This window comes from Allobosea sp. 01N443 (assembly GCF_056399325.1).
On sequence record NZ_JBFTRC010000063.1, the window covers coordinates 1 to 15309 of the forward strand.

Here is a 15309-nt window from a genome sequence, read left to right on the forward strand (position 1 = left end):
GCATTCCCCACTGCACATGCTCGAGCACAAGCTGCATCCCTGGGTGTCCTTCGTGATCGTGCCGATCTTCGGCTTCGCCAATGCAGGCGTGTCCTTTGCAGGCATGTYGCCGTCGAGCCTGCTCGCGCCGATTCCGCTCGGCATCGCGCTTGGCCTGTTCATCGGCAAGCAGATCGGCGTCTTCGGCTTCGCCTGGGTGGCGGTGAAGAGCGGACTCGGCACCATGCCGGCCAAGGCGAATTACCTGCAGCTCTACGGCGTCGCACTGCTTTGCGGCATCGGCTTCACGATGAGCCTGTTCATCGGAGCGCTGGCCTTCCCGGAAAATCCCGAACTCGGCGACGCCACCAAGATCGGCGTGCTGATGGGCTCGCTGCTCTCGGCGCTGGCTGGAGCGCTCGTGCTGAAGCTGGCTTCGGCAGGCCCGACCGGCGGCAAGCGCGGAGCCTGAACAGCGCTCCCCCAACTCCGGGGGGAGCGGCCCTAATCGCCGGTCACCAGCCGCCTCAGCCGTTCGCGCTGGGCCGAGCGGATATGGCTGCGCGCGGCTGCATCAGCTGCAACCGGGTCACGGCGCTCGACAGCCACGACCAGGGCCTCGTGTTCGGCATGGGCCTGCGCGGCGCGGACGGGGTCAAGCAGGGTCGAAGGGCCGAGCAGCGCGCGGGCGTCACGCAAAGCGTTCAGGGTCTTGAGCAGATAGCGATTATGCGCTGCGCCGTAGAGCGCGGAATGGAAGCGCTCGTTGTGGCGCGCCAGATCCTGCGGCTGCGCGAGCAACCCGGCCTCCAGCGTATGGAGATCGCGCAGCGCCTCGATTTCGACCTCTGCGGCATGGCGCGCGGCGAAGGCAGCCGCCGTGCCCTCGAGCACCTCGCGCATCGCATAGAGTTCCGACACCGCCTGATGATCGAGCGAGGCGACGACGAGACTGCGCGATTCGCGCGTGAAGAAGCCCTCCGCCTCGAGCCGGCGCACCGCCTCGCGCAGCGGCGTGCGGCTCATCTGCATATGCTTCGCCAGATCCTCCTCGCGCAGCCTGGCTCCGGGACGAAGCTCCCCACTGGCGATCGCGTCGCGCAAGCGCGCATAGGCCTGGCCTGCCAGCGAGGGCGCGGGCTGCATGTCGGCAAAATCACCCAAGACCATCTCCTCGCTTCGTCCGGCGCGCGCTCCGCCGGTCACGCGTGATCGCGTGAGCCAGCGCCGAAATCAACGCTTGCCTCGTATCAATTCGTCTCAGTATAATTCGGTATACCGAAATTGAGAAACCGTCGGCGAGAGACCGACGGGCAACGATCGACGGGAGGAATTGACGATGCGGAGAGTTGCGGGACTGCGGCTGGGCGCGATGCTCGGAGCGATGCTGGGTATGTTCGGCGCCGCTCAGGCCCAGGACTGGCCGAGCCGGCCGATCACCATGGTGGTGCCCTATGCCGCGGGCGGCGGCACGGACGTGATCGCACGGGCCGTGGCCGAGAAGCTGCAGTCGCGCCTCGGCGTCGGCGTCGTGGTCGAGAACCGCGCCGGCGCGGGCGGCAATCTCGGCACGACGGCCGCGGCGCAGGCGCCGGCCGATGGTTATACCGTGCTGATCAGCAATATCGGCCCGATGGCCGTGAACCCGAGCCTGTTCAAGAATCTCAAATACGATCCGGCCGAGGTGCTCGAGCCCGTCACCCTGATCGCCAAGGCGCCGCTGCTCCTGCTGGTGCATCCGTCGGTCAAGGCCAACTCGGTCGCGGAGCTGATCGCGCTCTCGAAGGCGCAGCCGGAAGGCCTGACCTACGGCACGGCCGGCCACGGCTCGGCCAACCATATCGCGACCGCGCTGTTCGAGCTGATGGCGCAGACAAACCTGAAACATGCCGCCTATCGCGGCGCCGGCCCCGCCCTCAACGACCTGATCGGCGGCCATATCCCGATGATGTTCGCGACCCTGCCCTCGGCGATCGGCCATGTGCATGGCGGCACCTTGCGGGCGCTGGCCGTCACCACCGCGGAGCGCGCCCCTGCCCTGCCCACGGTGCCGACGCTCACTGAGGCCGGGGTGCCCGGCTACGAGGCCAGCGGCTGGTATGGCGTCTTCGTCCGCAAGGGCACGCCGCAGCCGATCATCGACCGGCTGCGCAGCGAGGTCGCGACCATCATCAACCTGCCCGAAGTGCGCCGGAACCTCGAACTGGAAGGCGCGCAGCCGATCGGCAACACGCCGCAGGAGTTCACGGCCTTCGTCAAGGCGGAGCGTGAGAAATGGGCGAAGGTGGTCGCGCAAGCGAACATCAAGGTCGAATGATCCCTGCTGCCCGGCCCGCGCGGCGGCGCGCCGGCCGGGCAGCTCCATCCCTGTTCCGGACGCAGCCCTGCAATGACCGATACATCACCGAAAAACGCCCCCTTGCAGCTTCTCGTCCTGGACGGAGACGGCATCGGCCCCGAGATCAGCGCGGCCACCCGTCGCGTGCTCGACGAGGCGAGCCAGCTGTTCGGCTTCGCGCTCAACTATGAGCATGCCGAGATCGGCTTTGCCGCGCTCGGCACGGTCGGTTCGACCTTCCCGGAGAGCGTGTTCGAGGCCGCGCGTCGGGCCGATGGCGTCATTTTGGGGCCTGTATCCCATAATGACTACCCGCCGGCCGAGAAGGGCGGGCTCAACCCCTCCGGCCAGTTGCGCAAGCGGCTCGACCTCTACGCCAATATCCGCCCTGCCCGTTCGCGCGAGGGTTTTGAGCCGCGCTGCGGCAAGCCGCTCGACCTCGTCGTGGTGCGCGAGAACACCGAGGGCTTCTATTCCGACCGCTCGATGCATCTCGGTCCCGGCGAGATGATGCCGACGCCGGACCTGGCTCTCTCCTTCCGAAAGGTGACGCGACAGGCCTCGCTGCGCATCGCCGAGAGCGCCTTTGCCCTTGCCCGCCAGCGCCGGCGCAAGGTCACGGCCGTGCACAAGGCGAATGTGCTGCGGATCTCCGACGGGCTGTTCCTGGAATGCGTGCGTTCGGTCGCCGAACGCTATCCCGACGTCGCCTATGAGGAGAAGATCATCGACGCGATGGCGGCGCTGCTTGTCCGCGATGCCGGGGTGTTCGACGTCATCGTGACGACCAACATGTTCGGCGACATCCTCTCCGACCAGGCCTCGGAGATTTCGGGCAGCCTCGGGCTGGCCGCGTCGCTCAATGCGGGGCAGGACCATGCGGTGGCCCAGGCGCAGCATGGCTCGGCTCCCGACATCGCCGGCCGCGACCTCGCCAATCCCTGTTCGCTGATCGGCTCGGCCGCGATGCTGCTGAACTGGCTGGGGGAGCGCAGGCAGGACCCGGCGCTGCTGCGTGCCGGCCAGGCGATCGAGGCTGCGCTCGACCGCACGATCCGCCTGCCGGAGCAGCGCACGCGCGACCTCGGCGGAACGCTCGGGACCAGGGCCTTCACCGAGCGCGTCGTCGCCGTGCTGCGGGAAGTCGCGACGGCGGCCTGAGAGCAGCGCCCGACCACAGCCCATTGGACGCCAAATGAAAACGGCCCGCCAGAACCGGCGGGCCGTTTCAGGATGAGAGAGCGCTTGCTCTCAGATGTTCTGGTCTTCCTGCAGCGCCGCAACCGGCGCCGGGCCCAGGCCATCCTTGTTGTAGATGTCGTCGCGGAACTGCACGCCGCCATCGGGCGTCGCCCAGGCGGTGATATAGACCCAGTAGCACGGCACGGGATTGCTGATCCGGGCGTTGATGCGCTCGCCGGACTGGATCACCTCGTCGATCTTGGCGCGATCCCAGCCGGGCGTCTCCTTGAGCAGCCAGGCGATATAGTCGCGCACGTTCTGGACGCGGATGCAGCCCGAGGAGACGAAACGGAAATCGTCGCCGAAAATGCCCTTGGCCGGCGTGTCATGCATGTAGACGCCGTGCGGGCTCGGGATATTGATGCGCACGAAGCCAAGCGAATTGAACTCGCCGCCGGGATCCTGGCGGAAGGTGTAGCGGGTGGCCTCGTCCGAATTCCAGTTGACGCGATCGGGCGCGATCTCGCCGGCAGGGCCGATGATGCGGATCTTGTTCTCGGTGAGGTAGTTCGGCTCCTTGCGCATCTTCGGGATCAGATCCTTGCGGATGATCGAAGCCGGCACGGTCCAGGTCGGGTTGAAATTGACCTCGGGGATCTTGGTCTGCAGCAGCGGCGACTGCCGGTCGGCCTTGCCGACGCCGGCCGCATGGCGGGTCGCGACATGGCCATTCTCGACCGTCTCGACCGAGGCCGCCGGGATATTGGCGACGACATAGCGGTTGCCGAGATTGCCCGACCAGGAGCGCAGGCGCACCACATTGGTCTCGAGCTGGCGGATACGCCGCTCGATCGGCACGTTCAGGGCGGTCAGGGTGGCGCGATTGATGGCGCCGGTCGTCGAGAGCCCGACGCGCGACTGGAAGCGGCGCACTCCGGCTTCGACATAGGAGTCATAGATATTGCTGGTGCCGGCAGCAGAATCGAGATCGCCGGTGATGATCAGGCGCTGGCGCAGCGCGACCACGCCGGGGCCGCGCGAGCCGACGCCAAGCTTGTCAGTCAGCTGGATCGGGGTCCAGCCGCCGCGGGCGGCAAGGTCGCGATAGGCGACGATCGCTTGCTCCGTCGCCTGCAGCGTCTCGGAAGACAAGGTCGGGGTCGAGGACCGGGCAACAGCATTGCGAGCGCCTGAATCATAGCTCTGGCGCCACTCCGCCTGCTGAGCCCAGGCTGGCGCGGTCGCGGCCGTTGCTGCACCCGAAAGCAGTGCCAGCACGGTTTCGCGGCGGGTCAGGCTGAAATTCGACATCGTATCCCTCTTCCCTCGTCCTCAAGGAGCAAGACCGCGCCTAAGCGCCGCAAACAACAAGACCGGCTCCGCCATGGACRGCGGCCCGGTTGCGAGCGACGATCCAATACCACAGTTAACGTCTCGTGATGAGCGCGGMGTTTTTAGGGCATTGGCGACGAAGGGGAAGCAGGGAATGCAGCATGGGCGCCCTGCGTCGCGAAACTGCAACAGCAGCAGACCCGAGCAATAGCGGCCCGAAAGACTCCCGCAGCGAGGGCGGGAGTTTGCAAGTTCAGGTCAGGTCAGCGCCGATTGTCTGGCGGTTCAGGCCAGAAATCAGAGCTTGTAGCGGATCTGGTCGGTCCAGAAGCGCTCGAGACGCAGCAGCGCGTTGTTCATGCGCTCGAAGTCATCGGCCGCGATGCCACCGATCTGCTCGACCGTCTGGACATGCTTGTCGTAGACGCCCTTCACGAGATTGTGCACCTCGTGGCCCTTCTCGGTCAGGCTGATGCGGACCGAGCGGCGGTCGATGCGCGACCGGGCATGGTGCAGGTAGCCGAGCTCGACCAGCTTCTTGACGTTGTAGGACACGTTCGAGCCGAGATAGTAACCGCGCGTCCGGAGCTCGCTGGCGCTGAGCTCGGCATCGCCGATATTGTAGAGCAACAGCGCCTGGACGCTGTTGACGTCGTCACGGTTGCGGCGCTCGAATTCATCCTTGATGACATCGAGCAGGCGGCGATGCAGCCGCTCAACCAGGGTGAGGGACTCAAGGTAAAGGGGCTTCACCTTGAGTTGAACTTCTTCCGACTTCACAGGAGCCAAAGTCTTTACGCTCGTTGTCATGGTATATCCCGCCTGTTGCATGCCGGCCAGGATTTATCTCCCGGTCCGCTTCTGAAAACACCATAGGCCGGACCGATGAAAACGAGTTTAAATATCAGGATGAATCGGAGATTTACCCCTTTGGGTGAATCGTAAGTGAAGCCAGAAACGCTTAAGCTAAAGCGTTTGTTACCATGACTCGACGCAATCGACGCGCTTTCGGGCCAAACGGGGCTCTCCGCGCCAGGGCCCGAGGGCCCGCCTGAACAGCGCCATTGCCGGGGGCCCGGGCCGCGTGTCGCGCGCACGGCAAGCCCGCACCGGCCGGTCTCAGGTCTCCTCGTTTTCCGCCGCCCAGGTGGCCAGGAAATAGGCGGCCATCAACCCGACATAGGTCGCGATCAGATAGGGCGTCACCGGCAGCAGCCGCGGGAAGAAGAAGCCGAGCAGCAACTGGCTGACCGCGGCCAGGAGCCAGAGCACCCCGCCCYAGGYGCTGGTCAGCCAGAGCCCGACCGCGGCGACGAGATCGATCACCGCGAAATAGACCGTGATCGCCTGATAGCTCAGCAGCTGCGACTCGAACGGCGTCTGCCCCTCCATGCCGATGCCGAAGATCACGGCCCAGGCCATCAGCCCCTTGGCCATCCAGGCGAGCGACAGCAGGCGGAGCAGCCAGACCAGCACGCGCCGCCAGCGGGTCAGCTTGCTCTTCTTCTCCTCGAGGCCGGCCGAGCCGATGACGCGCTGCCCGCGCAGGGGCTCGGCATCTCCCCTCCCCATTCCCATCGCTCAATGCTCCAGGACGAGTTCGTTCGCGCCAAGCGAAGCGAAGTAGTGCGCGATCGCCTGCGGATCGACCTCATCGAGCGTGGCCGGCTGCCAGCGCGGGGCATGATCCTTGTCGATCACAACCGCCCGCACGCCTTCATAGAAGTCATGGCCCTCGGCAATGCGCGAGACGATGCGGTACTCGGTGCGCATCGCCTCGGCGAAATCGAGCCCCGCCCCGCGGCGCATCTGCTCGAAGGCGATGGCAATGCTGGTCGGGGATTTGACGGCAAGCGTCTGCAGGGTCTTGCCGGCGAAGGCATCGCCAGATTCGGCCTTCAGCTTCAACCGCGCCCTGATGCCGTCCAGTTCGGAGGCGCCAAAGCATTCGGTGATGGTCGCGCGCTCGGCAGCGAGCTTTTGCGGGCCGGGATCCTGGGTGTATCCGGCCAGGATCTCGTCGATGGCGCCGCGGCCGGTCAGGGCATCGGCGAGTTCCGCCATCCGGCTGCTCGGTACGGGATGGGTCGCAAGACCCAGCGCCAGGGCGTCCGCGGCCCCGACACGGTCGCCCGTCAGGGCGAGATAGATGCCGGCTGCGCCTTCCAGGCGCGGCAGTGCATAGGTCGCGCCGACATCCGGGAAGAAGCCGATGCCGACCTCGGGCATGGCGAAGAGGTAGCGGTCGCCGGCGATGCGATGGCTGCCATGGAGCGAAATGCCGACGCCGCCGCCCATGACGATGCCGTCGATCAGCGCGATATAGGGCTTGGGATAGTGCTTGATACGGTGATTGAGGATGTATTCCTCGCCCCAGAAGGCGAGCATCTCGCCCTGACGGCCGGCTCGGCCGAGATCATGCAGCGAACGGATGTCGCCGCCCGCGCAAAAGGCCTTCTCGCCAGCGCCCATCACCACGATGCGCGTCACCTGCGGGTCATGCTCCCAGGCATCGAGCGCGCGTGCCAGTTCGCGGACCATGACCAGGCTCAGCGCATTCAGCGCCTTGGGACGGTTGAGGATGACGACACCCGCCGCGCCCCGGATTTCGCAAATGATCTCTGGTTCCTGCGACATGCCGTGCTGATCCCTGATAACAGGGTCCGGTTCTGGGCCGGGGCTCGGGCGCTTGTCAACGCGCGGCGCTGCGTTGCCCTGAGCGCATGGTTGCGACCATCCACCTCTATTTTGGAACGGTTCCGATGTGCTAAGCATCCGGCAAAGGACAAGCCAACGCGCCCAGGCGGCGGAGGATTTTATGGCATCTCGGGTTGTAAGGCCGTTTCCGGCGCCCGTCGCGCGGCAGGATGATCTGCCGGCCACTGCTCTGCGCAGCAAGGATTCGCTCGACCTGACCCGCCGGATGCGGCGCAACCGCAAGGCCGAATGGTCGCGCCGGCTGGTGCGCGAGGCGGTCCTGACCACGAACGACCTGATCTGGCCGATCTTCCTGGTGGATTCGAGCGAGGCCCGCTCCGCTGTCGAGTGGATGCCGGGCGTCGACCGGCTGAATATCGAGGAGGCGGTGCGCCAGAGCGCCCATGCCGCCAGCCTCGGCATTCCGGCGATCGCGCCCTTTCCCTATGTCGAGAAGTCGTTGCGCGACGCGACGGCGTCCGAAGCGCTGAACACGCGCAACCTGATGTGCCGCGCCGTGCGCGCCATCAAGGCCGAGGTGCCCCAGATCGGCATCATCTGCGACGCCGCGCTCGATCCCTACACCTCGCATGGGCACGACGGCGTCATGGCGGGCGAGCGCGTCCTGAACGATGCGAGCGTGCGTATCCTGACACAGCAGGCGCTGGCGCTGGCCGATGCGGGCGCCGATGTCATCGCCCCCTCCGACATGATGGACGGCCGCGTCGGCGCCATCCGGGTCGAACTCGACGAGGCCGGCTTCGAGGACGTCCAGATCATGGCCTATGCGGCAAAATACGCATCGGCCTTCTACGGTCCGTTCCGCGATGCGATCGGTACCAATGCGACGCTGATCGGCGACAAGCGCACCTATCAGATGGACCCCGCCAATTCGGACGAGGCCATTGCAGAGGTGGCGCTCGATCTCGAAGAGGGCGCCGACATGGTGATGATCAAGCCCGGCATGCCCTATCTCGACGTGATCGCCCGCGTGAAGGACCATTTCCGGGTGCCGACCTTCGCCTATCAGGTATCCGGCGAGTACGCGATGATCCAGGCCGCCGCCCTGAATGGCTGGATCGATGGCGACAAGGCCATGATGGAGAGCCTGATCGCGTTCAAGCGCGCCGGCGCCGACGGGGTGCTGAGCTATTTCGCGCCGCGCGTCGCCGAGAAGCTGAAGGTTTGCGGCTGAAAGCGGCTGGCTGAAATGCGTGCGCCTCGGAGCGCACCGCCTCACGTCACGGGAGACCGGCAAAGCGCTGAATTGCGCGACGCATCGAGTATCAACGCGTCGCAACTGGCGCTAGCCTCCGCGCAATGCGCGCGCTCCTCCCGATTCTCATTGCCTTGCTGCTGACCGGCTGCAGCGAACGCTTCGATACGGACCAGACGCGGCTTTGCCGCCAGGCGATCCCGGCGCTCAACGCGCCGGACGCGCGGATCACCATCGACCGCGCGACCAATGGCCCGCGCGCCAATACCTTGCGCATCCTCTACCATGTCGAGACCGGCGGCGGCCCGGCGCGCCAGCGCATGATCGATTGCCTCTTCGCCGGCGAGGGCGCGGGTCTGCAGCGCGGCGCGTTGCTCGGTGTCGCGGTCGACGGACGGCCGATGAACGATGCCAGCTTCTACCTGCTCCGGCGCTTCTACCTCGAGAACCGCGAGGAACCGCCGGTCGATCCGGGCTCGGCCCGCATCGACGGCCTGCCGCAGCTCCCGCCCGGCCTCGCCTATGCCCTGCAGCAGGGCTTGAGCGCCCTGCCCTCGGCCGCGATCTACGCGCTGCTCGCCTCGGCCTATGCGCTGATCTATGGCCTGACCGGGCGCATCATCCTGAGCTTTGGCGAATTCGCCGCGCTCGGCGCGCTCTCAGCCGTGATCGGCGTGGCGCTGCTCATCTCGACGGCGATCTCGACGCCGGTCTCGGGGCTGCTGGTCGCCTTCGTCGTGGCCATGCTGGTCGCGGCCTTTCACGGCTTCGCCATGGGGCGGTTCGTGCTGCGCCATCTCGAGCGCGCCAGCGGCCAGCAGATGCTGATCGCGACGATCGGGCTCGCGATTGCGCTGTCTGAATATCTGCGGCTGGCGCAGGGGCCCGATCTGCGCTGGCTGCCGCCGGTCTACAACGAGCCCTGGCCGCTGGCCCGCTCCGGCAGCTTCATCGTCACCGCAACCCCGGTCGGACTGGCGCTTGCGGCCGGCGGCCTCAGTGCCGCGCTCGGGCTCGTGCTGCTGATCCGCTATTCCGCCTTCGGCCGGGCCTGGCGCGCGGTCTCGGACGATTCCGGCACCGCGGCGCTTTTCGGCGTCAACGCGCGTGCCGTGCATGACCGGGCGCTGATCCTCGCCTGCGCGGCCTGCGGCGCGGCCGGCGTCATCGTCACCGCGATCTATGGCGGCATGGGCTTTGCCGGCGGCTTCACGCTCGGGCTGAAGGCGCTCGTCGCCGCGATCCTGGGCGGCATCGGCTCGGTCGCCGGCGCCTGCCTTGGCGGCCTCAGCATTGCGCTCTTCGAGGTCATATGGTCATCAACCATGCCTATCGAACAGCGCGACATCGCCGTCTATAGCTTGCTCGCCGTGGTGCTGATCCTGCGCCCCGGCGGTTTCTTCGGCGAGGGCGCGATTGCGCCTCGTCAGGTCTGAACGGAACTCCACGCATGAGCGAGCCTTTCTCGATCACTCCCGCCGATATCGAAGCGGCCGCACAGCGTATCGAGGGGCATGTGCTGCGCACGCCGCTGGTGCCGGCGCCGCGCCTGTCCGAGCTCACCGGCGCGACCGTGCTGGTCAAGCACGAGAACATGCAGGCGACGGCCTCCTTCAAGGAGCGCGGCGCGGTCAACAAGCTGCTTGGCCTGACGGAAGCCGAGAGGGCCCGCGGCGTCATCGCCATGTCCGCCGGCAACCATGCACAGGCCGTCGCCTATCACGCGCGCCGCTTCGGCATTCCGGCGACCATCGTGATGCCGGAGACGACGCCGCTGGTGAAGGTCGAGAACACAAGGGCCCATGGCGCCCGCGTCGTGCTCTATGGCGAAACGCTCTACGAATCGGCCGTGCGCGCCCGCGAGCTGGCGCAGGCCGAGACCCTGGTCTTCGTGCATCCCTATGACGATGCCGCCGTGATGGCGGGCCAGGGCACGATCGCGCGCGAAATGCTGGCCGATGCGCCCGATCTCGACGTGCTGATCATCCCGCTCGGCGGCGGCGGGCTGATGGCCGGCAACGCGATTGCGGCCAAGGCCCTGAAGCCGGAGATCGAGCTGATCGGCGTCGAGGCCGAGCTCTATCCCTCCTTCTACAACGCCGTGAATGCCGAGGACCGGCCGATCGGTGGCGCGACCCTGGCCGAAGGCATCGCGGTGAAGACGGTCGGCGAACTGACCTTGCCGATCGTCTCCAGCCTGGTCTCCGATATCGTCCTTGTCGGCGAGGACCTGATCGAGCGCGCGGTCAATGCCTATGCCAGCCTGCAGCATTCGCTGGCCGAGGGCGCCGGCGCCGCGGGGCTCGCCGCAATGCTGAAGGAGCCGGAGCGCTATCGCGGCAAAAAGGTCGGCCTCGTGCTCTGCGGCGGCAATATCGACACGAGGCTGCTCGCCGCGATCATGGTGCGCGAGCTGGAGCGCGAGGACCGCATCGCCGCCTTCCGCCTCACCGCCAGCGACCGGCCGGGCCTGCTCGGCAAGGTCGCGAGCCTGCTCGGCGACCACGGCGCCAACATCCTCGAGGTCAGCCATGGCAGGCTCTTCCTCGACGTGCCGGCCAAGGGCGTGACGCTCGACGTCACCGTCGAGACGCGCGGCGAGAGCCATACGCGCGCCATCGAGGAGGCGCTGCGGGCCAATGGCTTCCAGCCGCGCCGTATCTTTCCGCGTGGCCTTGCGGAACAAGACCGCTGATCAAACATTATGGCGGCGGAGCGCACCACCACCGGATGCGCCCCCCGGAACAAAGGATCTCGACCTTCGATGAGCGAACGCAGCTATCAGCAACCCGCGATCACGCCGATCGAGCAGCGCCCGCTGCAGAATGTCAGCGGCGTGCTGGGGTCGCGCCTGTTCGCCTGGATCGGCGACATCATCGCCCTGTTCATTCTGGGCTGGCTCGTGGTCGCGCTCCTGATCTTCCTCGGCCTCGTCACCTTCGGCGCGACCTGGCTGCTCCTGCCGATCGCGACGGTGGCGACTGCGCTCGGCTATGCGGCGCTGACCATCGGCGGCCGGAAACAGGCGACCTGGGGCATGCGCATGGCGGGCCTCAGGGTCGAGACCGTCAATGGCGGCCGTCCCGACGGGCTCGCAGCCGCCGTCCACGCCCTGCTGTTCTATGTCGCGGCAGGCACGGTCGCGCTCTGGGTGCTCGATATTCTCTGCGGTTTGGTGCGCGATGACCGCAGGCTCGGCCACGACATCCTGACGGGACTGGTCGTCGTTCGCGCCTGATCGTCATCGCAACTCTTGTTGCCGGCTGCGCTGCTGCTACACTCGTGGTTCAGGTMGTTTCCGGAGCGATACGAACGTGACGCGCCCGTTGCGGGATGCCCCGCAATTCTATCTGACGTCACCGACCTCCTGCCCGTATCTGCCCGGGCGGGAGGAACGCAAGGTGTTCACCCACCTTGTCGGCGGGCGAGCGCGCGACCTCAACGACGTGCTCTCGCAAGGCGGCTTCCGGCGCTCGCAGAGCATCGCCTATCGGCCCGCCTGCGAGACCTGCCGCTCCTGCGTCTCCGTCCGCGTCTGCGTCGACGACTTCCGGCCGTCGCGCGGTTTCCGGCGCGTGCTCGCGCGCAATTGCGACCTGATCGGCGAGGAGCTGCCGCCGGAGCCGCGCTCCGAGCACTACTCGCTGTTCCGCAGCTATCTCGACGAACGCCATCCCGATGGCGGCATGGCCTCGATGTCGGCCCTCGATTTCGCGATGATGATCGAGGACACGCATGTCGAGACCAACCTGATCGAGTACCGCCGGCGCGGCCCCGATAGCGGCTTCACCGGGCGCGGCGTCGGCGATCTTTTTGCCATGGCCCTGACCGACCGCCTGAATGACGGGCTTTCCATGGTCTATTCCGTGTTCGACCCGATGCTGGAGCAGCGCTCGCTCGGCACCTTCATGGTGCTCGACCATATCGAGCGGGCCCGCAAGCTCGGCCTGCCCTATGTCTATCTCGGCTATTGGGTCGATGGCTCGCCCAAGATGGCCTACAAGGCCCGCTTCCTGCCGCAGGAGCGCCTCTCGCCCCAGGGCTGGGAACGGGTCGACTCGAACACCTAAACCGTTTGAAACGCATCGTCGAGGCGCGAAAAACGCGCTTGCGGCCCCTGCTCCCGGCCGGCACCTTGGCCGCAATGGCAGCGCGTCCCGGCGCGACGAAGCCCTGATACGGAGGAAGCCTTGAGCGATCAACTGACCGAGCGGCTGGAACGCTGCTATACCGGCATCATCCACGATGTCATGCGCGCGATGGGGCTGAAGGAGTTCACGCTCCCGTCCGATCTGAGGCCCCTCCTGCCCGGCCAGAAGCTCGCCGGCCCGGCCTTCACCGTCGAGGGCAAGACCGATCCGGATTTCGACGCGCATGAAACCCTGCTCGGCTGGACCGGCCTGCTCTCGCGCGCCAAGCCCGGCCATGTCTGGGTCTGCCAGCCCAATACCGACGAGGTCGCGCTGATGGGCGAGCTTTCGGCCGAGACGCTCAAGAACAAGGGCGTGCGCGGCTGCGTCATCGACGGCCTGTCGCGCGATACCGAGTTCATGGTCGACATGGGCTTCCAGGCCTATTTCCGCGCCTATACGCCACGCGACATCGTCGGATTCTGGATGCCGAAGACGATCGACGAGCCGATCAAGATCGGCTCGGTCTGGATCCGGCCCGGCGACTACATCCTCGGCGACCGCGACGGCATCGTGCGCATTCCCGTCGAAGTGATCGAGGAGGTGCTCGAGAAGGCGGAGACGGCGATCTCGGCCGAGAACAAGGTCCGCACCGCGATCCTCGCCGGCACGGACCCGCAGGAAGCCTATCTCCAGTTCGGCAAGTTCTGATCGCTTGCGGCCTGCCTGCCCGGTCGCGCGGACTGACGCGGCCGGCTCCTCCAAGGAGTTAAGCCCATGGCTCAGCACGATCCCCGGCTCATCCTGCTCGATCCGCGCGACAACGTCTTTGTCGCGCGGATGAGGCTCGCCGCCGGCGAGACCGTGGAAACCGGCGCGGGCCCGGCCGTGCTCGACCGTGATATCGCGCTCGCCCACAAGGTCGCGCGAAAGCCGATCGTCACCGGCGAAAAAATCCTGAAATACGGGGCGCCGATCGGCGTGGCGACCGAAGCGATCGCGCCCGGCCAGCATGTCCATGTTCAGAACATGAAGAGCGACTACACCCCGACCTATCATCTCGAAGACGAGCGCAAGGCGGGAGCCGTCCAATGAACGACATGCGCGGCTATCTCCGGTCCGACGGGCGCAAGGGCATCCGCAACACAATCGCCGTCGCCTATCTCGTCGAATGCGCGCATCACGTCGCGCGCGAGATCGCCCTGCCCTGGCGCGAGAACGGCGTCCATGTCATCGGCTTTCCCGGCTGCTATCCCAATGGCTATGCCGAGAAGATGATGGAGCGGCTCTGCACCCACCCCAATGTCGGGGCCGTGCTGCTGATCTCGCTCGGCTGCGAGAGTTTCAACAAATATGCGCTCGAGCGGGTCGTGCGCGCCTCGGGCCGGCCGGTGAAGACCATCATCATCCAGGGCACGGGCGGCACGCGCAGCTCGATCAAGGAAGGGCGCGCCTGGATCGAGGCCGAGCGCGCGCATCTCGACGAGCAGGAGACCGTGCCGATGGCGCTCAGTGAGCTCGTCGTCGGCACCGTCTGCGGCGGCTCGGACGGCACCTCGGGCATCACCGGGAACCCTGCGGCGGGGCGCGCCTTCGACCTGCTGATTTCCGAGGGTGCCGCATGCATCTTCGAGGAAACCGGCGAGCTGATCGGCTGCGAACACATCATGGCGGCGCGCGCCGTGACACCGGAACTCGGCGAGGAGCTGGAGAAATCGGTCGCCAAGGCGGCCCGCTACTACGCGACGCTCGGCTATGGCTCCTTCGCCGCCGGCAATGCCGAGGGCGGATTGTCGACGATCGAGGAGAAGTCGATGGGCGCCTATGCCAAATCCGGGGCCTCGCCGATCTCGGGCCTGATCAAGCCCGGCGACATCCCGCCCCATGGCGGGCTCTATTTGCTCGATGTCGTGCCCGATGGCGAGGTGCGGTTCGGCTTCCCCAACATCAACGACAATGCCGAGATCGCGGAGCTGATCGCCTGCGGCGCCCATTGCGTGCTGTTCGTCACCGGCCGCGGCTCGGTCGTCGGCTCGGCGATCTCGCCGGTGGTCAAGATCTGCGCGAACCCGGAAACCTATCGCCGGATGGCCGACGACATGGATGTCGATGCCGGGCGGATCCTCGAGGGCCGCGCTGGGCTCGACGAGGTCGGCCGCGAAATCCGCGACCTCGTCATCTCCTTGGCCAAGGGCGGGAGCACCAAATCGGAGGAGCTCGGCCACCAGGAGTTCATCCTGACCTATAAGAGTTTCGAACCGCTCGGCCCGGCTTGCCTGCCAGCGGCGTGACGAGGGAGCGTGGGCGGTTCGTGCCCGATGGGGCACCATGGCACTGCCTAAGCTGCCGAAAGGGTTTAAACCGCTGATATAGTGTATGTTTCTTAGCGTATACTGTTACACATCGACCCCGAAAGAGCTCCAAAACCGCCGAAA

General features: G+C 66.5%; 16 protein-coding genes. 11 read left to right on the forward strand and 5 right to left on the reverse strand.

Annotation, left to right across the window (positions count from 1 at the left end; genetic code table 11):
* A partial coding sequence (locus AC1DRP_RS16980; protein ID WP_476769052.1) for a Na+/H+ antiporter NhaA occupies positions 1-451 on the forward strand: 451 nt, incomplete at its 5' end.
* Between the two features lie 32 nt (positions 452-483).
* On the opposite strand, the gene AC1DRP_RS16985 is transcribed toward AC1DRP_RS16980, so the two are convergent.
* Positions 484-1143, reverse strand: a complete 660-nt coding sequence (locus AC1DRP_RS16985) for a GntR family transcriptional regulator (RefSeq protein ID WP_441488697.1) — start codon at positions 1141-1143, stop codon at positions 484-486.
* 175 nt (positions 1144-1318) lie between these two features.
* Here AC1DRP_RS16985 and AC1DRP_RS16990 point away from each other — a divergent pair, with 175 nt between their 5' ends.
* Both AC1DRP_RS16990 and AC1DRP_RS16995 read left to right on the forward strand, forming a co-directional pair.
* Positions 1319-2296 carry a Bug family tripartite tricarboxylate transporter substrate binding protein gene (locus AC1DRP_RS16990; protein ID WP_441504751.1) on the forward strand — a complete coding sequence of 326 codons (978 nt, stop codon included), beginning with the start codon at positions 1319-1321 and terminating at the stop codon, positions 2294-2296.
* A 72-nt stretch (positions 2297-2368) separates the two neighbouring features.
* Positions 2369-3478: an isocitrate/isopropylmalate dehydrogenase family protein gene (locus AC1DRP_RS16995; RefSeq protein WP_441504752.1), complete on the forward strand. Its 1110-nt coding sequence runs from the start codon at positions 2369-2371 to the stop codon at positions 3476-3478.
* A gap of 90 nt (positions 3479-3568) precedes the next feature.
* On the opposite strand, the gene AC1DRP_RS17000 is transcribed toward AC1DRP_RS16995, so the two are convergent.
* The 4 genes from AC1DRP_RS17000 to AC1DRP_RS17015 all read right to left on the reverse strand — a co-directional run bounded on the left by AC1DRP_RS17000 (position 3569) and on the right by AC1DRP_RS17015 (position 7468).
* Entirely contained in the window at positions 3569-4810 is a 1242-nt protein-coding gene (locus AC1DRP_RS17000; protein ID WP_441488700.1) for a L,D-transpeptidase family protein, read from the reverse strand.
* Positions 4811-5128: 318 nt separating this feature from the next.
* Entirely contained in the window at positions 5129-5641 is a 513-nt protein-coding gene (ldtR, locus tag AC1DRP_RS17005; protein WP_441488701.1) for a transcriptional regulator LdtR, read from the reverse strand.
* 309 nt (positions 5642-5950) lie between these two features.
* The gene (locus AC1DRP_RS17010; protein ID WP_476769053.1) at positions 5951-6409 is read right to left on the reverse strand and encodes a DUF6163 family protein; all 459 of its coding nucleotides are present in this window, start codon (positions 6407-6409) and stop codon (positions 5951-5953) included.
* A gap of 3 nt (positions 6410-6412) precedes the next feature.
* On the reverse strand, positions 6413-7468 hold the full coding sequence (locus tag AC1DRP_RS17015; protein WP_441504753.1) for an enoyl-CoA hydratase/isomerase family protein: 1056 nt from the start codon (positions 7466-7468) through the stop codon (positions 6413-6415).
* 181 nt (positions 7469-7649) lie between these two features.
* Between AC1DRP_RS17015 and hemB the strand changes: the two genes are divergently transcribed.
* From hemB to AC1DRP_RS17055, 8 genes are all read left to right on the forward strand, one after another.
* Positions 7650-8723, forward strand: coding sequence for a porphobilinogen synthase (gene hemB, locus AC1DRP_RS17020; protein WP_441504754.1), 1074 nt, complete (start codon positions 7650-7652; stop codon positions 8721-8723).
* 125 nt (positions 8724-8848) lie between these two features.
* The gene (locus tag AC1DRP_RS17025) at positions 8849-10180 is read left to right on the forward strand and encodes a branched-chain amino acid ABC transporter permease (RefSeq protein ID WP_441504755.1); all 1332 of its coding nucleotides are present in this window, start codon (positions 8849-8851) and stop codon (positions 10178-10180) included.
* Between the two features lie 14 nt (positions 10181-10194).
* Positions 10195-11439, forward strand: coding sequence for a threonine ammonia-lyase (locus AC1DRP_RS17030; RefSeq protein WP_441504756.1), 1245 nt, complete (start codon positions 10195-10197; stop codon positions 11437-11439).
* Between the two features lie 69 nt (positions 11440-11508).
* Entirely contained in the window at positions 11509-11982 is a 474-nt protein-coding gene (locus AC1DRP_RS17035; RefSeq protein ID WP_441488707.1) for an RDD family protein, read from the forward strand.
* 76 nt (positions 11983-12058) lie between these two features.
* Positions 12059-12814, forward strand: a complete 756-nt coding sequence (locus AC1DRP_RS17040) for an arginyltransferase (protein WP_441504757.1) — start codon at positions 12059-12061, stop codon at positions 12812-12814.
* Between the two features lie 120 nt (positions 12815-12934).
* Positions 12935-13585, forward strand: a complete 651-nt coding sequence (locus AC1DRP_RS17045) for an RraA family protein (RefSeq protein ID WP_441488709.1) — start codon at positions 12935-12937, stop codon at positions 13583-13585.
* Positions 13586-13651: 66 nt separating this feature from the next.
* The gene (locus tag AC1DRP_RS17050) at positions 13652-13969 is read left to right on the forward strand and encodes a UxaA family hydrolase (RefSeq protein WP_441504758.1); all 318 of its coding nucleotides are present in this window, start codon (positions 13652-13654) and stop codon (positions 13967-13969) included.
* Positions 13966-15165: a UxaA family hydrolase gene (locus AC1DRP_RS17055; RefSeq protein ID WP_441504759.1), complete on the forward strand. Its 1200-nt coding sequence runs from the start codon at positions 13966-13968 to the stop codon at positions 15163-15165. Before AC1DRP_RS17050 ends, AC1DRP_RS17055 begins: the two co-directional genes overlap by 4 nt.
* The last annotated feature ends 144 nt before the right edge of the window (positions 15166-15309 follow it).